The sequence below is a fragment of the Chitinophaga sp. LS1 genome, assembly GCF_034274695.1.
Taxonomy (GTDB): Bacteria; Bacteroidota; Bacteroidia; order Chitinophagales; family Chitinophagaceae; genus Chitinophaga.
The window spans coordinates 7,321,758-7,343,422 of record NZ_CP128362.1; the positions used below are offsets into that span (position 1 = coordinate 7,321,758).

Consider the following 21,665-nt stretch of genomic DNA (forward strand, 5'->3'; position numbering starts at 1 on the left):
TATGTTTAAAAGTTACTTCATTATAGCATACAGGAACCTGCTACGGAGCAAATCCTTTTCCCTGATCAATATTACAGGGTTAGTATTGGGTATTGGATGCTGTATGCTGATATGTTTATGGATCTATAATGAAGTCAGCTATGACAAGTTTCATAAGAATAAAGATTATCTATACCAGGCGTGGAACAGAGGCACTTTTGATAATAAACTGCAATGCTGGAATGTGGTACCTGATCCATTGGCTGCAGCACTGAAGGATGAATATGCCGGTATAAAAAACACCTGCCGTACAGATATCCGCTGGTTTGTAACGGCTGTAGGCGAAAAGAAACTTTCTACAAAGGCACTTGTGGTGGATCCGTCCTTTTTATCGATGTTCAGTTTTCCGCTGGTAAAGGGGAATCGGGAGACAGTGTTGAATGATGTTTTATCGATTGTGATCACAGAGAAGATGGCGAAGAAAATGTTTGGTACAGCAGATCCGATGGACCAGATAATAACAATCAATAAGGATCAGTTCAAAGTGACGGGTGTTTTAAAAGATCTTCCTTTAAACAGTACATTCAATTTTGAATACCTGCTCCCATGGAAGTATTATGCTTACTTATCAGGCAATGAAGATGCTTCCTGGAAAAACAACTCAGTGAATGTATTTGTTCAACTTACACCCAATACCACAGCGGCTGCTATCAATCAACAGATCAGGGATGTTACGAAAAAACATACTGGAGACAAAGAGGATACGGAAGTTTTCCTCCATCCCATGAGTAAATGGCATTTGTATTCCAACTTTGAAAATGGGGTGATATCAGGTGGCCGTATTGAGATAGTCAGATTGTTTGGCATCATTGCCAGTTTTATATTGTTGATTGCATGTATCAATTTTATGAACCTGAGTACGGCACGAAGTGAAAAGCGGGCGAAGGAAGTAGGTATTCGTAAAGCAGTCGGTGCACAGAAAAAATCTCTCATCCTGCAGTTCCTGCTGGAATCACTTATGGTGGTGACCATTGCTGGTATATTGGCGCTCATAGGAGTATTCCTCTTGTTGCCGGTCTTCAATTTACTCATCAATCAGGAACTTGTATTACCGTATGGCAATTGGATATTCTGGGCTACACTGGTAGGTTTTATTCTACTGACCGGCTTACTGGCGGGCAGTTATCCGGCATTTTTCCTTTCTTCTTTTCATCCTGCCGGCATCTTCAGACGTACTTTCAAAAAAGGTCATGGCACGATCAATCACCGTAAGGTACTGGTGGTATTGCAATTCTGTATTGCCATCACGCTCATTATATCTACAGTGATTGTGGTCCGTCAATTAGAACACGCACGTAACAGGAATGCGGGTTTTTCTGGAGACCTGTTGATGTATCACTGGAATAATCCAACACTCAATAATAATTTTGGCGCGCTTAAGAATGAGCTGTTATCTACGGGTATTGCGACCTCCGTGACCCGTACGGCGTCACAACTGACAGAGCCGTTCAGCTCATCGACCTCCGTAAAATGGAGGGGAAAAGAGCCTAATGACAATACCGATTTTGAACGCGGCGCACAGGATGAAGGATTGATCACCACAGCAGGTCTACAACTGCTACATGGGCGGGACCTGGACCTGGCAAGGTATCCGGCTGATTCAACGGCTGTGATCATCAATGAATCGGCGATGAAGGCCATGGGCTTTACCCATCCTATTGGCGAAGTAGTGCATGAATTCGAAACAGATTATCATGTAGTAGGTGTATTTGGTGATTATATATTTGGCTCTCCTTATGAGCATACACATCCGATGATTATTGTGGGTGCAAAGAATATGTTTTTCAATATTATTCATATGAAGCTGGCAGCGGGTGGAGATGTAGTAAAACAAGTGCAGGCAGCAGAAAAACTCTTTAATAAATATAATCCGGATTATCCGTTTGAATACCATTTTGTGAACAAGGATTATGAATTGAAATTCGTGGATATGTCTATTGTGGCGCGTTTAACTACCTTATTTGCTGTGCTGACGGTGCTGATATCCTGTCTTGGTTTGTTTGGGCTGGCAAGTTATATGGCGGAAGAGCGGATTAAGGAAATTGGTATTCGCAAGGTACTGGGCGCTTCGGTCGTGAGGATTATTAGTTTGCTGACGAAGGATTTTCTGGTACTGGTAGGCATTGCGCTCTTAATAGCGGCCCCTATAGCATGGTATGCCATGCACCAGTGGTTGCAGCGATATGCTTACAGAACAATGATCGACTGGTGGGTGTTTGTAGCAACAGGGTTATTGGTGATATTGATTTCCCTGCTCACCACTGGCTATCATGCCTGCAAAGCGGCGCTGATGAATCCTGTCAAAAGTCTGAAGTCGGATTAATATAATATTAGAATGATTCTTTCTTCTTTGTTGAAAAAGAAAGTATCTCCTTCCTTTTTACCGTGTAGCAGTTTTGCCAAAGGTGATAAAGGAGATAGGAAAAATACGGTCTCTTCATTGATGGTTTGTTTACCTAAGCCTGCGGCGATGAAAAAGGATTGACCTTTACAATTAATAAAGGAGCCCGGTTGTGCGGTGGTGTAGATTTTTTCTGTGTTTACTTTTTGTAGTCTGTCCAGTTCCAGCTTATTTTCTTCCTGCTGGCGACTGTGCATGTCTTTTTCAAGGTGCCCCATGGCACGGCCGGTTTCATATTTATCACCTGCGGAGCTTTTTTCTTCATTATTGGCAGCTTCCTGCGCATTGGCAATCATTTGTTTTGCCAATTCGATACGCTTATTGATTAATGCCAGCCCTGTGTTTTTTAGATTGGTTTTAAAGGCAATCATCTCCTGAATCGTCATAAGTGTTATATTTATGCTGCTATGAAGGGTATTTTCTTTTTTATAGATTTATTATCAATGTCGTTTAGTTAAGCAAATTTCATCGAAAAGTAGTTAAAAATGGCTACAAGATCAGTAAATTTGTTTTACTGAAAAAACGAACAAGGATTATAGGACAAAAGTAGTTAAACATATAGTAAAACTGATTGATAATGATCAATACAAGACCCGTAACAAAGACGGTGAAAAAGGATTTACCCGGAATCGTAAACTTACATTCAAAGAACTAATAGTACTTATAAGCCGTGGTATGATGCGATCAATTCAGCGTGAGCTTAACGATTTTTTTGGAAATATTCTTGATCAGGACTATAGTATACAGCAAATAACAAAGGGAGCCTTGAGTCAATCCCGAGCAAAATTAATCCCTGAAGCATTTAAAGATCTGAACACAGAGGCCGGCAGAACTTTCTATGAGGATGCGCCCTATCTTAGGTGGAAAGGGCATCGTTTATTAGCGGCAGACGGCAGTACTTGTGTAATGCCGAATCACAAAACAACCAGGGAAGAATTTGGGGTACATAATATGGGTAGGCATGCAGATGCCGAACGCTGCATAGCTACTACTTCGCTGATGTATGATGTGTTAAAAGCTAAAGCATCCCAATTTGATAGCTCTGCCGCTCTATTTCCTAAACTGTCAACCTTGTCAAATAAATGCAAATTACTATCGGTAGTAATTATAAATCAATATTTATCCATTTCTTCATTTACCAGATTTAAAAACAAATCAATTTCTATTACACTTCCCTTACCTGTGTTAAGAGGGAACAGAGAAATTTTAAAATTCTCTCTTTGAAAAATTGGAATATCAAATTTTAAAAAATCGTCCATACTTACTGAATTAACTTTACAATCAGCATACTCAACCTCAGCGAAAAGATCTGCAAATTCCTTAAATGGCCAGATTGGCACTATTATATTACTAAATTCGTCATTTAATAAAACAAGCTTTTTATCTCTTTCAATGAACCAAACAACACCCAAATCTACAATTCGCTTAATTGTGTATTCAAGACGAGTATTGGCATCTTGGTTAATCATTGAGTTAATTTCCTTTTCATTTATCATGGTAAATATATTTATTGACTATAATACTCCCCTAAAAACGGACAGTAAGTTTAAGTGGAAAAACATCTTAAATTTACAATATGAACAAGGGAAGAAGAAAGTTCAATGCAGCCTTTAAAGCGAAAGTAGCTATCGAAGCCTTAAAAGAACAGATGACATTGGCCGAGCTGGCAGAAAAGTATGATATACATCCTACTCAGATAACGGAGTGGAAGAAGCAACTACTATCAGGGTCAGAGGATGTGTTTGACCAGGGTAAGAAGGCAGGTGCAGATGCATCAGATCACCAGGAAGAAAAAGACGAACTATATAAGCAAATCGGTCAACTCAAGGTAGAGGTCGACTGGTTGAAAAAAAAATCTGAACAGGCATTTGGGAAGAACTGGAAGGATGGCTTTAGTAAGTAAGGATGACAATAAGCTCAGTATTGTTCGTCAGTGTCAGTTGCTGGAAGTATCGCGAAGCAGCCATTACCATGAGCCCAAAGGAGAAAGCAAACAGAACCTGGCCTTGATGGAGCAGATAGACCGTATGCATTTGGAACATCCCTATTTTGGGGCAGAGCGCATGGCAAAACATCTAAGTACACCAGAAGTACAGGTTAATGTGAAGCGAATAAGGCGATTGATGCGGGAAATGGATATTTCGGCCATATATCCGGTCCCTAATACAAGTGAGGCATGCAAGTGGCACAAAACATATCCTTACCTGCTTCGGAACCTGAAAATTGATCGGAATAATATGGTTTGGAGTATGGATATCACTTATATTCCAATGCCGAAGGGTTTTATGTACCTGTGTGCGATTATAGACTGGAATAGCCGCTATCTGTTATCCTGGACACTCAGCAATACCATGACAGTGGAATTTTGTCTGGAAGCGCTTGAAAAAGCTATTTCTATTTATGGGGCACCAGAGATCTTAAATACGGATCAGGGCAGCCAGTTTACAAGCGAAGGATTTACAACAACAGTATTAGGTGCTGAGATTCGCCTAAGCATGGATGGAATAGGACGAGCCACTGACAATATCGCAATCGAGAGATTTTGGCGTAGTATCAAGTATGAGAATATCTATCTCAATGCTTATGATAGTACACTGGATTTATACAAGGGAATTCACAGATATGTGGAATTCTACAACTGGGAACGAAAGCATCAGGGCCTGGAATATAAGACTCCTGCTGAGGTTTATGGAGCAGCTGATAAGTTATCCACATATTCACAGCTATCCACAAAAAGAAAAAAAGAACCAAAAAAAGAAAAAGTTTATAGTAGTAGTAATAGATTTGATTCTTTAATTAATAACCCACCTATTGCTGTCTAATAAATGGGGAGTATCTAAGACTTCTTCTATAGTCTCTTTCTACTTGGTGCTGAGTTTTATGTAAATCAATATCTTGAACCTTAGAATGATCTATTGCATCTTTAATTTTGTCCCCAAAAACCGCTAATGTTCCAACTACACCCAGCGAAGTTAAACCTGCGCCTATAGATTCTATTACACCTTCAACAACCGGAATAGGAACGGGGCCAATCTGGCCTATTACACCCGGACCAACAGGTTCATCACCTAGAAAATCGCTAAATCTAACAGGATTATCATAGTTCGAAGCATAGGGGCTCCATGCTTCCATATCGTCTACCTTAGGATCTATTTGTCCCCATCTACCTGTCTGCGGATCTAATGTAAGATAAAAAGCTTCAAATTGGTCGAGGTCAAAATCATCGTCAAATTCAATTCCATTATACTTCTTTTATTTTCCGGGTACAATTGCCCTTTTAAGGCTTTGCTGCTAATCCCCGCCATCGTCAGCCCAAATGGGTAATAGTGAGTTTCTTCTAACAATGGTCCACTATTATGAGATATAACTAAACAGAATCCATGTTAGTAGTCGAAACATGAATATCTTTCTAGCCGTAAGTAATGGTAGATCAACTACTGTTTGAAGTTTCATTTCTTTGTTTTTTCTAAGAGTATGTTTAAATTTCAGTGGGTCCAAAATTAGGAAAGTACGAATCGATCAATTAGTTTGGATTTACCACAAAACAAACTATGAGAAGCAAGTTCACATTATTGACCGATTCGCACTGGGAAAGTATTAAAAATATATTAACGGACAAAAGAAAGCGTAAATATTGCCTTCGGACTATTTTCAATGCTATATTATAGATTTGCAGAACCGGCAGTCAGTGGCGTAATCTAAGCAGTGAATATCTATACTGGCAGATAGTTTACTACTATTTTGACAAATGGAAGAAATCAGGAGTGCTGGAACAGGTGATGTTAAAATTGGTAAGGAAGGAAAGAATTTATCAGGGACACAATTACGCTCCATAAGTAGGTGCTATTGATAGTCAAAGCGTAAAGAAAAGTGCATTTGTAAGTATAGAAACCGGTATTGATGGAGGCAAACATATCAATGGGCGAAAGAGACACCTGGCAGTTGATAGTTTAGGATTACCGATTGCGATATATATTGTAATGTATCTTTTTTGTAGAGGAACATTCCATCATAATCAGAAACTGTAGTAGCAGCAGGTGTAACGGAGATATCAATCACAGTTTCTTCATTTTGACTCCGGTAGCGTTGTATTGATATGTGATTATTCCTTTGTTTGTAAAAGTGATCTGCTCGGCAAGTTCAAATAATTGTAGGTAATGGCACTTATCCCTTTATTCAGGTCCTGAATCAGATTACCATTCCAACTTGTGCGATGCCAATGTCTATAATTGTCTTTGTCGCTTTCGTAGTAGCTGGCGGAAAGATTTTTTTATCATACCCGCATACTACTTTTTTTATGTTTACACCCGGTATAGAGGTATAAATTAAGTAAACCAATTAAAAGTCCAATTGCCCTACGGTACGAACGTCGGAGATTTAGCATTATAGATAGGTTAATAATGTTGTTTGTGTATTGACTATGGTATTTTTTTGAAACCGAATAAAAGGCAAACGGCTTGAGTCCAATACAAGATCGAACTCAAGCCGTCTAATCAAAAACAGGCTTCAATATTTCCTTTTTAATATGGAATATTGAGCGCATCTATTTTCATAAATCTAATATTGTTATCAGAAAGAAATATCCTACCGGCGGCATTCACCGGATAAAACCAATCGCAACTATTAGGGACAGATGAGCTGGCGATATGATTAGCCTTAGCAACATATTGCCTATTCTTTAATACAAGAACGAGTATCGGCTTTTTACTGTCAGTAAGTATTCTGAGTTTTTCAGGGCTGATAATTTTTATCTCAATTTCATATTTATCTTCTGAGACTAATTCCAACTCATTTTGGCGAATTTTTATTGTATCATAAATCATATGGCTAATCTCAATATTCTGATACTGAGAATGAAAATTAATTTCCCTTTCGCTTAGATTTTGAGGACTATTTGCGATCATAATAGCCAGTTTCGCCATCTTTATCACCTTTAACTTGACCATAAACTGAAAGTTCAAATCTTAAATCGGATAATTTCATAACTTCTGGTTTGATAATCTATCCATTCTTTGAATAAACAGGTATAAATGCGTAGCACTTTCTGAAATAGCTGGCAGAATAGACTGTTTGCCTACCTGCACATATTTTCTCCTACTATTAAACACCTAAAAGCACAAATATCCGCAGACAACACCTGCGGATATTTGTGCTTCAATAAAAATTATTTAGATGTACGAATTCGTCTATTCAGAAAAGGCCAGGATTTTACGTACTCAACATCTACAGAGTCACCTATCTGAAATTTGGAATCTTGTGAATCATTCGTATAGGCTTCTCCATTGATATAAAAAACATACGAATAAGAGCCATCATGACTCACTGGGCTATTACCAGTGGGATTTTTCTCATCAATAATTACGGCCCTGGTCCGCTGCGCATCGTGCTTTAATAAATATCCAGTTAGTATCCTTCTACCAACCTTACAGATAAAAAAACCAAACAAAATTAAAAAGAAAATAATTGTTCCTATTTTTTTTAGTTTATTCATAGCGTTTTTATTTCTGTTTTTTCTTTTACCTTATCTTTTGCACCACCAGTTATAACCTTAGATGCACTTTCAAGGGTCTTCTCAGTACCTTCCACTATCGCCTCTGCTCCTTTCTTAATGGCTTGATTAGTACTTCTCGTAACCCTTCCTCCTGCAGCCCTAACCGCACTTTTAGCAGTTTTGGCAAGTGCTCATTTATTAACACCAACTGTAGATAAAATCTTCCCTGCATTTTTAGCCGCACCGGCTGCAACAGCATCAACAGCTAAATCCATCACTGTATTCTTAACAAGATTAACTGCGTTTGTTTCTACTTTAACCTGTAATCCATTTTCAGATGTCTTTACTTCTACTGCATTATTAATTGCTGCTGTACCTACCTTTAGCGCCACTTTTGCCGCAACCCTTGATACTACACTCCCCCCACTCGTAACAGCCCCTGTCACAGCTGCTGTACCTATTGACACTAAATTGATATTATTAGTCCAGGGATGCTCTTTTCCTTGATAATAATTTGTAGCAACCTGCTCACCATAATCAACCTCTGTGCCCACTATAGCACCTAAAATATTACCCCATATTTTCCCGTCAGGGTCATTATTCTAATCGGGTCATTGATCGCATAATGGTATGGAGTCCAGCTTTCTTGTTCTCCATCATCAGGTAAGGGATCGATTTGTAAAAATCTGCCTATTTGCTGATTGTATGTCCGTGCATTAAAATCATACAATTCTAAGCCTGATCCATCTCCAAATTCTTTCGACTGCAACTCATTACCATTGTATTTCTTCCTATTCTCCGGATAATTCACACCTTTGAGCGCAGATGAACTAATATCCGCCATCTTCAGCCCATATGGGTAATAGTGAGTTTCTTCTAACAGTGGTCCACTATTGTGAGATATAACAAGATTGTCGAAGTAGACATTCTCCCCACTCTCATTACTCGTATAAATATAAACAAATCCTGTTTTTTTAATAACAAACTTCTCTACCGTCAATGTTTGTAATTCATCTGGATTTCCCTGTACCTGTTTCACACCACTATTATCATCTACCATGTTGAACAGGTCGTCAAAAAGTACATAGGTAAGATACGCCTTTGGTTTAGTAGCAAGGTTCTCATCAGCATCCTTGCTGATCAACTCTTCGTACTCACTGGATGTATATGCTGACGAAATAGCGGAATTTAAATCCTCCCCTAATAAGTATCCTAAACAAATTAATAGAACGAATGCAATTGCCATATGTAAAGAAGTTTGGGAAGGCCTATGGATTAAGACAATGGTCTCCAAACCTATAATGGCAATTGATCATATCCTTCATAAAACATGTGAAAGCATTAGGATTGGGAGAAAGTTCCCTCGCAATCACAAAGCTAAAAAACCACCAGCGATGGGATATAAACAGCTTTAGTCTTAACTAAACGACATTGAAATAAACATTGTATTTTCCCCCCAAACCTATGCCTCAGAAATGAATTACGAAATCATCAGGGACGAAGCTGTATTGCGCGCATTTATCGACTGGCTGCCAGTACTCGAAGAAAGCGAAGTATATTATGTCTCATTACTTGCCAGAAGCAAATATTCTGATACGATCAAGTCAGATAAGCAATAATTGAAAAGGTTCACCAGCCGGAAAGAAGATCACTTTAACAAGATCTGGCAACTGGAATGCCCCATTGGTGCTTACACACAAAAAGGTGAACCCATTCCACAGGAAGCCCTTGCCATCTACATTACCCCGAATCCAAGGAGTATGCACGATGCCATTTTCAGTTCTCTTGTTACACTGGCAAAGACGATTCAACATAAAAACATGTTGGCAAATCCTCATCAGGAAGTGATGAATGAAATTCAGAAATCCAAAGGCAGGAGCTGTTTTGTGGATTTTGATTTTGACTATAAAGATGAAAAATTCGGAGAGGAGTTAAAACGAAATATTTATGAGCGGGTAGATCAATCGGCCAAAGTACAGTTCGTAGAAACGAGAGGAGGATTTCATGTATTGGTGGATCCGACTTCTGTTGAAGAGCCATTCAAAAAAAGATGGTACCAAAGCATCACTGAATTGCCCCATGTAGATCAGGCAGGTGATCAGTTGATTCCTATTCCGGGGTGTACGCAGGGAGGATTTATGCCGATCTTATTTTAAATCATTCAATGAATATATAATCAGTTTCAGAAGTGGGCGTCTCAAAAATTCGAGACGCCCACTTTTTATTCGGGTACCAGATGGAGAGAATTTTCGTACATGCCATTCTCATGGCCTTCCTGTTACTTATGATACATCCCCTATTAGGGAACCTAAGGAGATAAGTAGTCTTTTAAGCAATTCTGAGGAGGTTTATTTATTTTTGATACTTCCACCTCTACTTAAAGTAATCATTTCCTCCAATTCATTTACCGCCTCCTCTTCTGTCCCATTAGACCCCTTCATACTAAATCGTATATATCCCTCTTTATCAATAATAAATTTAGCGGGTATACCATCCACCCCATACTGCTTCACCACGGCATCTTTTTCATCACGCAATACCCTGAATGTATACTGTTTCTTTCCCAAAAAGTCGTTAATTGCAGGCGCTACATCATTGCTATACTCCCACGTATCTATAAAAAGGAAAACAACGGATGTATCTGCACCATATTTATTAACCGCCTTCTGCATGGCCGGAAACGAGGCTTTACACGGCACACACCAGGTAGCCCAGAAGTCGAGCACCACTACCTTGCCTACATAATCTTCCAGTCGGACCACCTTTCCTTCCAGATCTTTTAGTTCAAACACAGGAGCTTTCAGCTTTACGGTCGATCGCCTGATGCTATCACTGAACTCATGGGTTATCCGGGCCTTAACGCCCGATAAATAGGTATCAAACCCCAATGTATCTGAACCATGCAATGCAATATACGCCTGCTTCATTTTCTGCTCCACAGCCGGCCCTCCTGCCCTCGCTTTCAACATCGCTGTATAAGTATCCAATGCTTCCTTATATCTTGCGGCGCGTACCAGCATATCCCCTTTCAATCGCATCAAACCAGGTCTGTTCTTCTCTGAACTATACCCCATTTTGTCAGTTAACCACTGAATCGCCTCTTCATACTTCTCCTGCTTCTCCAATACACCCGTCAATAACACTAATGACGACGCGAGAATGGAAGCTGGCGTGACACCGTTTCCCTGTTTATCCAGGTACTTCACCGCCGTATCCACCGCCAATTTCGCAAACCGCTCCGTATTCGACAGGTCACTGGCATTTTCAAATGACCTTGCTATTCTGAAATACTGGTTACACTTTTCTGGCCCGTATTGCAACTGACCTACATACTCATCGACCTTCGCAGTATTTCGTTCATATGCAAATTCAGCCGCTATATAAGACCTGATATCATCCAGCTTACTGATGCTGAAACTATCATGCAACGTACTTTTATAGACAGAATCCATCATCCTGCCCTTCGACAGCTGATAGATATTAGAAAGCTGTGCTTTAAGACCTGCAGGTATTCCAACCAGGATTAATAAAAGAAAATATCGCATCTTTATTGGTTAGCTTTTCCCAAATAGTTCTTCCAGCTTTTGTTCCAGTTCCTCTCCCCGCAGGTTCTTCGCCACTATCTTCCCGGAAGGATCCAGCAGGAAATTTGCAGGTATCGCCTTCAGGTTATACATCATAGCAACAGGACTCGTCCAACCAGCCAGGTCTGACAACTGCATCCATGGCAAACCATCTTTCTCTATTGCCTTCAGCCATTTCTCTCTGCCATCATTCCCTTCATCCAGCGAGAACCCTACTATCGTAAAATTCTTCTCCCTGAATCTATTATAAGCCTTTACTACATTAGGATTTTCATGACGGCAAGGCACACACCAGCTGGCCCAGAAATCGACCAACACATACTTTCCCCTAAAGCTTTTCAGGGAAACATTTTCTCCTGAGGTATTCTGCGCTGTAAATTCAGGCGCCTCTCCACCTATATCCAATACCGTCGCTTTCTTAATCATTCTTGCAAATAACTGCCCCTGCGCAGACGATTTCAGTGAAGGATCCAGTATATCAAAACCTGCTACCGCTTTATCCATCTTTGTAGCAGGATCAAAATATGACCGCAATGAAAGCAATGACACCAGGGACTTTGGATGTCGGGTCACAAAACCCAATACTGCGCTATCCCTTTGCGCAGTCACCGCTTCATAACGCATTCTTACCACACCGGCTTCCAGCGAATCTTCTGTACCATTAGCTGCTGCATACTGTTGCTCCAATAACGCTACCTTCTTTTGAATCGGTGCCAGCAGATCTACTAATGCCTGTTGATCATCATTCAGCGCTGTACCACCTATTCTGGCATGCTTTAACGAATCAACAGCTGTCACCTTCACGGTTCCACTTTCCAGGTATACCGGTACATTATCTCCCATCCCTATACTTTCCGGCATAATACCTCCATGTGTTACATACAGAAATGCTTTCTGCTTCATGGGGCTCGTTCCTGTTATTGTAAATGTTCCGTTCACTACATCCACCGTATCAAATACCATCTTACCCGGCAGCATATGCATCAACACCGCCTTATTATTTTTCTCTGCTGCGAGTTTTTTGATAGCACCTTCCAGCCTGAACGCTTGTGGATCCTGTGCTTTCAGCACTCCCGGCACCATTGCACAAGAAACCAGCATATATATTAAAAGCCTGTTCATTTGAATTATTTTGTCATGATTGAATAAATAGATCTTACGGGAATAGTCTGCTTCACTACCATCTGCAAATCCTGCCGCTGGCTGCTAAAAATAGAATGCGTACTTGATACAACCCCCACCAATCCGCCAAATTCATTGACGATTGGACCTCCACTGGAACCAATGGCATAGTCAGCAGTGATATCCATTCTTTCCGTATTGGCACCGAACTCTTCATACCTTGCATTCCGGGCCACCAGTCCTGCTGAAAAGTAATACGGAAATCCTTCAGGATTAGATAGCAAATAAACAGGGGCGCCTACAGGCGCTTCGTTTCCCAATGTGATGGGATGTATTTTAACCCCATGGTTATTTTTGATCGTAAACAATGCCAGATCCGCGTTTTCATCATAACTCAACACTTTGTCTATGCTAAATACATTGCCATTCACATCAGACAAAAACAGGGTGCTATCCATTTCATAAAACCCGGGAGTCTTTTTAAATAACACTTCAAATACATGATGATTGGTTACCATGGTTCCCTCTTCATTAACCGGAAATGCGGTCGCTGAAATAGAAATCCCTTCTATATTTTTATCTGTTTTTCTGAAAAACTTCCAGATCACAAATACCTGGTCATTTAATTGTTTCGCTACTTCTACAGCAGTCATTGGTTTGCGCGCTTTGGCCCGTTCATATTTCACGGTCACCTTTTGTGACGGAACGACATTGACAGCTTGTGCCCATAGTTCCCTGAACCCTTTCATACCTCCCTGCTCCATTTCGGCTCTCGCATTATTATATACTAAATTCCTGAACTTTTCGTCATCGCGGAATCGCATTGTATCCTGTGCAAACAATGAACCTGCTCTCAACAACAGTCCTAATAATACTAACTTTCTAAACATGAATGATTAATTTAAAATTGCAGCCAATTGTTTTTCTAAATCCTCTCCTCTGAGATTCAGTGCAATGATTTTCCCTGTAGGATCTAATAGAAAATTTGTAGGTAACGCCGTTACACCATACAGTTTAGCAACTGATGTGTTAGGGTCTATAAAATCAACCAGGTTTGTCCAGGTATACTGGTCTTTTTCTACCGCTTTCTTCCAGTCATCGGCTTCCTTATCTACTGAGAAACTGATGATTTCAAATTTCTTATTCCTGAACTTTTCATAGCTGCTCACAAGGTTTGGACTTTCCCTGCGACAAGGTCCGCACCAGCTGGCCCAGAAATCGAGCAATACATATTTCCCTCTGAAGTCTGATAAATGTTTTTCAGTTCCCAACAGATCTTTTGCAGCAAAATCAGGCGCGGTTTTACCAATACCCAGTTTAAATACATTTTCGATAGCCTCTTTATATATCTCCCCGGATGAGGAAGCCTTTACGGAGTCTGACATTGCATTAAACAGGCTGGATGCCAGTTCTACATTATCAGTGGGATTAAAATTATTCTTCAATGCATGCATCGCCACCAGTGAGTTAGGATGTGACTGGATAAATCCAACCAGGTTGGTTTGCAATAATACATCCAGTTGCTTATAATCATCCATCAATTGCATCCGCTTTACAGAATCTGGTTCGTTCTTAAATTTCTCAACAATACCCGCCTGTAATTCTTTCAGGTTACCAACACTGTTTACCATTTCCTGCTGGTCCTTATTCAGCTGTGAACCACCTACCTTTGCATGCGTCAATGAATCAGGAGATGTAACTTCTATCACGCCATCTTCGAGATAAATAGCGACCTGGTCGGAGATTCTTCCTGAATTCACCCTCTCACCACCCTGCCGCATAAAGATGTTTACACGTTGTTTCAGGTCCACTGACCCTGACAAAGTGAATTCATTGTTCTTCACTTCGGCAGAATCTGTCTGTATGTATCTATTCCTATACATAATAAATACCTTCGCCGGCTCTTTTACATGCCCCAGCTTTCCTTTGATTACAAAATGCTGCTGTGCCTTTGCCATGCCAAAGGAACCCGCCAGCAATACTAACAGCATACTTACTTTACACCTCATACCTTTTATTTAAGTTTTTTTAAGAACGTAATGGTTTGTTCATTCGATGGGCGTGTCATTGAAAACTGCATGACTTTCCCCTTTTTATCCAGCAGTATAAATCGTGGAATCCGGTCTATCCGGAAGGCCTGTACAAACATTGTATCACTGGCCCACCATTGTACCCCTCCATTGATCCCATATCCATTCATCCCTCCTTTCCACCGGTATTCCTGCTGGTCTATTGAAATACTGACCACTTCTATTTTCCGTGGATCAACAGCGTGTTCCAGCTCTTTTAGGAAGGGATATTCCTTACGACATGGATAACACCAGGAAGCCCAGATGTCCAGGTATACATATTTCCCTTCGAACTCCTGCAATGAATGTTGCACGCCTGCGGTATCTGCAAACCTGTACTGATAAGCACCCAGTGTTGCAGCATAAGCCACTGTATCTTTCAACTCCTGCCCTTTCACGCCATTACACCACAACAGGCCTAGTACGATAAATATTCTTTTCATAATTATTGAAAAACGTAAAAACTAAACAAAGCATAAGATGTCACACCTTTTCTGGCTGGTGCGCTTAAAGGATCATTCGAATCTGTCACCAGCTTTACCCCCATAAGGTAAAAGGTACCTGGCTTAAATGCTGAATAATTACTGAATGAAACCGTAAGACTATCTTTGCTGTACAATGTATTGGGGGCTACAGTCGCACTGGATTTCGTAATTGCATAAGTACCCTCGGGGAACCGTTCGTAGGTCGTATATGCAGCTGCTGAAAAAGCAGTGATGAGTGAATCGCTGACGTCTGTAACTGCATAGGCATGCAATTCATCAACAGGATAACGTACCCCTGCCGCCACACTTATGTTCAGGGAGGCCGGACCAATTGGCTGACCGGAATCATCTGTCGAAAGGTATAATCCCCAGTACTGGCTACCATTTCGTGCGTACGGATAACTATACCCAAAACTGGCACCTCCATTAATATAAAGATCCACCGCCGTAATGGTGACCATCATTTTGAAAAACACGATAGACGTAGCCACTTGTCCTCCATTATTGGCAGTCAGTCTGACCGGTACCAGGTAGAGGGTACTGTCTTTCAGTTTTGATGCGTCATTTAATGTGATGTACAGCGAATCTGTAGCCGTATTTTCACCGGCAGCAATCCGGTAGCTACCGTTAAATGATGGTAGAAAAGCTGTTGCACTAATGGAAGGATTCGTTTCATTGTACAATATATTATAAGAAGCAACGAGCGAAGTATCAATAGTAGCCGTCACCACAGTCTCTCCCGAAGCATTGCCTGTCAGGGATACCGGAAATCCGCGGTAAGTCAGCGTTTTTTCTCCTGACGTAACTCCATTTAAAATTATAGCGTTACCTGTTTCTATATAGGAATATTTGTAGGATCCTAATTCCCTGGCCAGCTCAGTCAACGCATCGTCTTTCTTCGTGCAGGACACGAGTATTAATAATAATATTGCGACACCATATCTTTTCATAAATACATGCTGAATTTGATGATAAAATTTATTGTCTGACATTCTGCACCATATTAGGATTGTTCGCCAGTACTGTTTGGGTAAATGGCATCACGTACCTGCCAGACAAAGGTGGTAAGGTGGCGATCACCGTACTGTCATCCTGTTTTCTGGTAAGCGTAACCTGCGTATTGGTATTCACATTAAACCGCTTCAGATCGAACGTACGTAATCCGCCACGTACAAACAATTCACGGCGACGTTCTCTCAATACATAACTCAACGCAGTATCCGCATTACTCGTTGTTACTTGTACATAAGACCTGATCCTTTTAGCAGCCAGTGTATTGACAAGGGTTACAGCTCCGGCAGCATCTCCTTTACGGGCCAGGCATTCCGCTTTTGTCAGCATGACTTCAGGAACGCTTACGCTGAAGTCAGAAAACAAGGTGGTCGCACCATTGTAAGTAGACGTTCTGTAATAATATCCGCTGAGCCGGGTATTATATCTGCCATCATAGTAAGACAATAAGGAATAGAGGGAGGAACTTAGCTGGAAAGAATAACTAGACAGTGAATAGAAATTTTGCTCATATGCCACCTTGGCCATGAGGATTTCAGGGTTTGTGCGCAGGTCTATCAACTGTGTGGCACCTGAATAACTGGATGAAATATCCATGAGTGAACTAGCCAGTGCCAATGAAGAATCTGCATACAATAATGCGGAATCATAAGTAGCCTTATAGAGATAAGCACGGGACAAAAGCGCATATCCTGCGGCCTTTCCGGGATGGATAATATTACGGCCCATGCCGGCCAGATAGGGGTTATTCACCGCCTGTCGCAAATCAGTGATCACTTTGTCGTACACCTCTTTTACAGTTGCCCTGGATGGCTTGGCAGATGCATCTGGCGATAGTACTAAAGGCACTGCCAGATCAGTAGCTGCGGTCGCACTGTTATATCCTGCCCCGTAAATATTCGCCAGTTGTAAATAATAGTAGCTTCGCTGAATGAGCGCCTGTGAGATCACATTACTCCGGTTCTCCACTGTATTGACAGAATCCTGTGGTGCGGAACCAACCCTGTTCATGATAATATTCATTTGTAGAATACGGCTATAAGAGCTGCTATACATGTAATCTTCATCTGCAGGATTCCATATCACATTGCTCCAGAGGTATGTGCGGGTATAAAAATTATCCTGCCCGCTCAATTCTACATTTGTCAAACGTACATCATCACTCATTAAATCAGACAGCATATAATTGCCAACAGCCAGTGAGTCTGAATTCAACATCTCCTGGAAGTCAGCTATGGTAGTAGGATTAACAGACTGTGTCGATGGATTCACATCAAGGAATTTTTCACAACCAGTGAACACAATTACCATCAGTAAAAAACAAATCATCTTATTCATTGCCATGTGTTTAAAGATTCAACATTAGAGACCGATCATGAAACTGCATGAATACTGTTTAGGAATAGGCATTCCCATCACACCGTTAGAACCGACCACGGAGGGATCCATATGGTATTTATTTTGTGTCCACATGGCCAGGTTCTGTCCCTGAAGGGTAACCAACGCACTGTTCAGTTTCATTCTTTTCACCAGTTGCTGTGGGAACCGCCAGCCAATCATTACTTCCTGCAAGCGGATGAAGTTGGCGGACATTACACTATTCGTTGAATTGTTCGTAACAAAACCACGGAAACTATTGGAGCCATCTTTTGTCATCGCAGGAACATCTGTATGTAATTCATCTCCTTCTTTTTTCCATCTGTACCGTATCAAACTGCTATTGGCCACATCAGTAGACGGTGTAGGAATAAATCTTTTCATCACAGCGCCCCAGCTAAAGGTTAGTGCGGCTCTTCCAAAAAAGGATCCCCAGGTCACTTCATGTATCAATCCACCGTTCCATGGGGCTCTCAGTACACCAGCGTAGGTCAATGAAGTAGCGAGGGTAGTACTATCCAATACAGCCGTTTTTTTGCCTTCGTTATCATAGATCTGAGGATTGCCCTTGTTATCCAGACCTGCCCATTTAAAGGCCCAGAGATTGCTTGTATTATAACCGTCACGGTAAGCTGTGGCATAAGCATCGGTTGCGGTAAAACCCGGGGTAGGTACAGACTTTGCGACATTGACATTGTAGGCGCCGTTTAATGTAACCGTATAGGAGAATTTCGTTGTCTTTACAAAATCTGACTTCAGGAAAAACTCTACACCTTTATTCACGATATTGCTATAGGCTATCTGGCTGCTAAGGCCACTGGATGCATCTGCAGCGACGGAGATACTACTATTCACACCTGATGAGGTGCGGTTATAATACCTTACATCCAGCATATACTGGTCATGGAGAATACCGATCCGGGCCCTTGCTTCATAATTGAGGTTGCGGGGTGGCAACGTAGTGAACGTACTGTTGGTCGCCATTGTATAAGATCCGCCGCCGGCCACATTGGTACCCATCATTAAATCGAGTCCCTGGTAAGAGCTGATATTCTGTATCAAACCGTCAATATCCAAAGTACTTATGAGGTTAGAATGAAAGTATTTTTCTTTTGCCAGGTTATATTTCAGCACGCCATTGACCTGCGATTGTCCTTCAGGAGATTTATTGTAAGTGACCATGGTGCTGAATAACCCCTTGCGCAGGTTAGCTTTCAGGGATGCACTTACATAATGGATCACCGCGCTGCTGTCACCCGCCGTTGTTAAGTCAGTACTACCTGTACTGCTCAACCCTGTCATCTTTTGGGTGTTATATCCAACAGACAATTCATATCTTCCTCTGCCCAAACCCACTTTCACACGCTGATAAATATTCCGGGAAGACTGGCCACTCTGTTGAGTAGGAGAATAACCATTTACCCATATTCCATAGTCATCCCAATATACCTGCTGGTATCTGCTGGTAGCAAAATTGACAGGCAGATCGGGCATCAGCATCGTCGTAATACCTGTAGCAACCGCCACATCATCGATCCATTTGTTGACAGGTTCTTTGAACAATTCAGCACTACCCTCTACGTTATAATTCGTCAACGTGGAGTATTTTGAAGTCTGGCCATAGGTTGGGTTCAGCACACTGTTATAACGGCCGGACAAGGTGAATCGCTTATTGTATGTATATCTTGCTGCCCCGTTCCAGTTGATATTCCTTGAATTTGTATTCAGTAAGTTGACAGGCACGACCAGGCTGGAAGGATAGACTGTTGCACCCTGGCCGGCAAACAATGCATAATAGTTTGCGATCGAAGCATTCGGATCAGGAGTAGGCAGATATATAGGCGCACCGGTACCGGTAGTTGAATTATAACCATACAATACATAATTGCCAGGGCGTCTGTAACCTACGCTGGCTGCGCCACCGCCTACAGATAGTTCAATCTCATTCCTGCCGAATGCTTTATTGTACGCTAAACCGGATCGCACGTTCCATTCTTTGTTAGTGCTTTTACTCCTGTTCAGGATATCACCATAGGGTATATAAAATTTCACCCCGTTTTGATAATACTGACCGTATTGATTGACCAGCTGCCTGGCGTAACTGGATGATTTATCATAAAATAAATCGGTGGTATTATCCTGTAAAGTATTTAACACCGAAGCACTCCATTGTAATCCGGGTAGTAATTTCCAATTGAGGTTTAACCTGGATTGGGCCTGCAGACTTTTATCCGTCGAATTATTCACCCGTGCATCTTCCAGCAGGTTCACCCCGTTGTTATAGTAGCCTTTGCTCATAATAATATCATTCGCATCAGGGTTGAACGATGAATAATCGTATACATATTTTCCATTATTATCGAGCAACATCTGGTAAGGCTGTATCGTTAAGTTGCTGGGATTTACACTATAGCCTGCGCGACTTGTCACACTGGCTATATATAAAGTCCAGCCGATACTCAGGTTGTCATGCAGCAGGTTAAACCCGTTATTGGCATTCAGGCTGACGGTCCTGTTTGACCCGTTCAGCGCATTATCACTACTGGTGGCGTACCCGCCGATTAAGGAGAATTTATATTTATTAGTGCCTCCGATTACAGACAGGGAATGATTCTGGTTAAATGAATTTTGCTGCAGCATGTTCAGCTGAGCGGAGTTGTCCAGTCGTCCCAGCGAATCCCAGCTTGCATTAAACCCTTCCTGCGTAATCATATTATTATGCAGCTTGCTGAGCAACCGGGCAGCAGGTGTGATCTGGAAGGTGTTGTTGGGGTTATAGGTGTTTTGGTTAAATAAAGTATCTGATTGTCTTACATAGTCCAGCACATCTCCGGTTGAGGGCAGATAGAGTTTTTCCCTGTTAAATTTAGGTGCAGGGGTATAGTATAAATTTACAGAGTAGTTGACATGGATCTCCCCGGTTTTACCTTGCCTGGTTCTCACCATGATGATCCCATTAATGGCTTTAGGTCCCCATTTCACGAGTTCCTTTGGGTCTTTGACCACTTCTACCGATTCTACATTGCTCATAGGAAAATCGGCGGGGAAACCCTCTCTTGGAAAGCCATCAATTACGATCAGCATTCCATCTGTATTGCCGGCAAATGAGTTGGATCCACGTAATTCAGGCACCAGTGTAGTAGAAACCCGGGTAGCAAAGCGAACCTGGTAGATGTTTTTATTCATCCATGTGGGAAAATTGCCGGAGAGAAATGCATCCAATACTAACTGACCATAAGTAGGATAGGCTTTCACAAACTGTTCGGGCGTCATAAATGTCCAGAGCAGCCTTGGGTTATACACCCCAATACTGGTGATTGATCTGACGGTCGTACTTCTCGTTTGCAAACTCAATCCCGGCACAGTACCCTGTAAGATCTGTCCCAGGTTCATATAGCTACGGTTGGTCAGGTCTATCTGCAAAGTAGGATCTTTTACCTTTGCGGTGTTGGAAATATTAACAGCACCTAAAGTGGTTTCTAATTGTTCCAGGTTGATAGATAAACGCCCCATGTTTGTCTGGACCTTTACCTTGTAAGGTTTAAAGCCAACATAGGAGATAGAAAGTATACTCCCTCTGGGAACAGCGATCACAAAACGACCATCCCTATTGGTGGTCACACCTGCAGAACCATTCAGTGCTTTTACAGAAGCACCGATCAGCACAGATCCGTCTGCACCACTCACCTGCCCTGTTACTACCACCGTGGTATCTTCTGCCATTTGCTGAGACAGATTTTCCTTCGGCCTTTCAGTAATAATGATATTACGGTCTACAATTTTGTAGGTAACAGGCTGACCGTCGAAACAGCGGGCCAGTACAGCAGACAATGGTTGATTGGAAAAAGACGCCGTAATAGGCCGTGTATTTTTCATTAGCTCCTTTGTATACACGATTCCATAACCACTTTGTGCCTTGATAGTAGTTAATACCGATTGTAAGCTGGCATTGTTTACACTGAATGAAATAGAAGACTGCGCAATGACGTCGGGCATGAAGAGCATCAATTGCAGCACCAGATATCCCCGGGTAAAGACAATACATAGCCGTCTCCACATCCGTGAAGTAATTTTTAGATTCATAGT

At 41.5% G+C, this 21,665-nt stretch carries 21 protein-coding genes; 6 read left to right on the forward strand and 15 right to left on the reverse strand.

Annotated elements, in window-relative coordinates; all coding sequences use genetic code 11:
• The first annotated feature begins 1 nt into the window (after position 1).
• Positions 2-2,362: an ABC transporter permease gene (locus QQL36_RS29935; RefSeq protein ID WP_321567807.1), complete on the forward strand. Its 2,361-nt coding sequence runs from the start codon at positions 2-4 to the stop codon at positions 2,360-2,362.
• On the opposite strand, the gene QQL36_RS29940 is transcribed toward QQL36_RS29935, so the two are convergent.
• Positions 2,359-2,826: a hypothetical protein gene (locus tag QQL36_RS29940; RefSeq protein WP_321567808.1), complete on the reverse strand. Its 468-nt coding sequence runs from the start codon at positions 2,824-2,826 to the stop codon at positions 2,359-2,361. The two genes, QQL36_RS29935 and QQL36_RS29940, sit on opposite strands and share 4 nt — an antisense overlap.
• 726 nt (positions 2,827-3,552) lie before the next feature.
• Positions 3,553-3,936: a DUF2750 domain-containing protein gene (locus QQL36_RS29945; RefSeq protein ID WP_083722351.1), complete on the reverse strand. Its 384-nt coding sequence runs from the start codon at positions 3,934-3,936 to the stop codon at positions 3,553-3,555.
• A gap of 80 nt (positions 3,937-4,016) precedes the next feature.
• Here QQL36_RS29945 and QQL36_RS29950 point away from each other — a divergent pair, with 80 nt between their 5' ends.
• Together QQL36_RS29950 and QQL36_RS29955 are read left to right on the forward strand one after the other, a co-directional pair.
• Positions 4,017-4,343, forward strand: coding sequence for a transposase (locus tag QQL36_RS29950; RefSeq protein WP_083730076.1), 327 nt, complete (start codon positions 4,017-4,019; stop codon positions 4,341-4,343).
• Positions 4,327-5,262, forward strand: coding sequence for an IS3 family transposase (locus tag QQL36_RS29955; protein ID WP_321567809.1), 936 nt, complete (start codon positions 4,327-4,329; stop codon positions 5,260-5,262). Before QQL36_RS29950 ends, QQL36_RS29955 begins: the two co-directional genes overlap by 17 nt.
• Here the strand turns inward: QQL36_RS29955 and QQL36_RS29960 are convergent.
• The gene (locus QQL36_RS29960) at positions 5,249-5,572 is read right to left on the reverse strand and encodes a hypothetical protein (protein WP_321567810.1); all 324 of its coding nucleotides are present in this window, start codon (positions 5,570-5,572) and stop codon (positions 5,249-5,251) included. The genes QQL36_RS29955 and QQL36_RS29960 overlap by 14 nt on opposite strands.
• Before the next feature lie 536 nt (positions 5,573-6,108).
• Between QQL36_RS29960 and QQL36_RS35800 the strand changes: the two genes are divergently transcribed.
• Entirely contained in the window at positions 6,109-6,276 is a 168-nt protein-coding gene (locus QQL36_RS35800; protein ID WP_415751085.1) for a transposase, read from the forward strand.
• A gap of 684 nt (positions 6,277-6,960) precedes the next feature.
• Here the strand turns inward: QQL36_RS35800 and QQL36_RS29965 are convergent.
• The 4 genes from QQL36_RS29965 to QQL36_RS29980 all read right to left on the reverse strand — a co-directional run bounded on the left by QQL36_RS29965 (position 6,961) and on the right by QQL36_RS29980 (position 9,177).
• Positions 6,961-7,362, reverse strand: a complete 402-nt coding sequence (locus tag QQL36_RS29965) for a hypothetical protein (RefSeq protein ID WP_143708809.1) — start codon at positions 7,360-7,362, stop codon at positions 6,961-6,963.
• A gap of 242 nt (positions 7,363-7,604) precedes the next feature.
• Entirely contained in the window at positions 7,605-7,931 is a 327-nt protein-coding gene (locus QQL36_RS29970; protein ID WP_143708810.1) for a DUF3592 domain-containing protein, read from the reverse strand.
• Positions 7,932-8,122: 191 nt separating this feature from the next.
• The gene (locus QQL36_RS29975) at positions 8,123-8,485 is read right to left on the reverse strand and encodes a hypothetical protein (protein ID WP_083722356.1); all 363 of its coding nucleotides are present in this window, start codon (positions 8,483-8,485) and stop codon (positions 8,123-8,125) included.
• Between the two features lie 8 nt (positions 8,486-8,493).
• Positions 8,494-9,177: an RHS repeat-associated core domain-containing protein gene (locus QQL36_RS29980; RefSeq protein WP_321567811.1), complete on the reverse strand. Its 684-nt coding sequence runs from the start codon at positions 9,175-9,177 to the stop codon at positions 8,494-8,496.
• Positions 9,178-9,406: 229 nt separating this feature from the next.
• Here QQL36_RS29980 and QQL36_RS29985 point away from each other — a divergent pair, with 229 nt between their 5' ends.
• The gene (locus tag QQL36_RS29985; RefSeq protein WP_179091068.1) at positions 9,407-9,550 is read left to right on the forward strand and encodes a hypothetical protein; all 144 of its coding nucleotides are present in this window, start codon (positions 9,407-9,409) and stop codon (positions 9,548-9,550) included.
• Positions 9,551-10,087, forward strand: a complete 537-nt coding sequence (locus tag QQL36_RS29990) for a hypothetical protein (RefSeq protein WP_321567812.1) — start codon at positions 9,551-9,553, stop codon at positions 10,085-10,087.
• Positions 10,088-10,279: 192 nt separating this feature from the next.
• Here the strand turns inward: QQL36_RS29990 and QQL36_RS29995 are convergent, their stop codons facing one another.
• From QQL36_RS29995 to QQL36_RS30030, 8 genes are read right to left on the reverse strand one after another with little or no spacing between them, the layout of a single operon-like run.
• Positions 10,280-11,476 carry a TlpA disulfide reductase family protein gene (locus QQL36_RS29995; protein WP_083722359.1) on the reverse strand — a complete coding sequence of 399 codons (1,197 nt, stop codon included), beginning with the start codon at positions 11,474-11,476 and terminating at the stop codon, positions 10,280-10,282.
• Positions 11,477-11,485: 9 nt separating this feature from the next.
• Positions 11,486-12,637 (reverse strand): TlpA disulfide reductase family protein, encoded by a 1,152-nt coding sequence (locus tag QQL36_RS30000; protein WP_321567813.1) that lies wholly within the window; start codon positions 12,635-12,637, stop codon positions 11,486-11,488.
• A gap of 5 nt (positions 12,638-12,642) precedes the next feature.
• Complete coding sequence (locus QQL36_RS30005; RefSeq protein ID WP_321567814.1) at positions 12,643-13,527, reverse strand: serine protease; 885 nt, start codon at positions 13,525-13,527, stop codon at positions 12,643-12,645.
• Positions 13,528-13,533: 6 nt separating this feature from the next.
• The gene (locus tag QQL36_RS30010) at positions 13,534-14,646 is read right to left on the reverse strand and encodes a TlpA disulfide reductase family protein (protein ID WP_321567815.1); all 1,113 of its coding nucleotides are present in this window, start codon (positions 14,644-14,646) and stop codon (positions 13,534-13,536) included.
• Positions 14,647-14,651: 5 nt separating this feature from the next.
• Positions 14,652-15,149 (reverse strand): TlpA family protein disulfide reductase, encoded by a 498-nt coding sequence (locus QQL36_RS30015; protein WP_083722363.1) that lies wholly within the window; start codon positions 15,147-15,149, stop codon positions 14,652-14,654.
• Positions 15,150-15,151: 2 nt separating this feature from the next.
• Positions 15,152-16,141, reverse strand: a complete 990-nt coding sequence (locus QQL36_RS30020) for a DUF1735 domain-containing protein (RefSeq protein ID WP_179091069.1) — start codon at positions 16,139-16,141, stop codon at positions 15,152-15,154.
• Positions 16,142-16,169: 28 nt separating this feature from the next.
• Positions 16,170-17,540: a RagB/SusD family nutrient uptake outer membrane protein gene (locus QQL36_RS30025; protein ID WP_179091070.1), complete on the reverse strand. Its 1,371-nt coding sequence runs from the start codon at positions 17,538-17,540 to the stop codon at positions 16,170-16,172.
• 24 nt (positions 17,541-17,564) lie between these two features.
• Positions 17,565-21,662, reverse strand: coding sequence for a SusC/RagA family TonB-linked outer membrane protein (locus tag QQL36_RS30030; protein ID WP_321567816.1), 4,098 nt, complete (start codon positions 21,660-21,662; stop codon positions 17,565-17,567).
• Between the last annotated feature and the right edge of the window lie 3 nt (positions 21,663-21,665).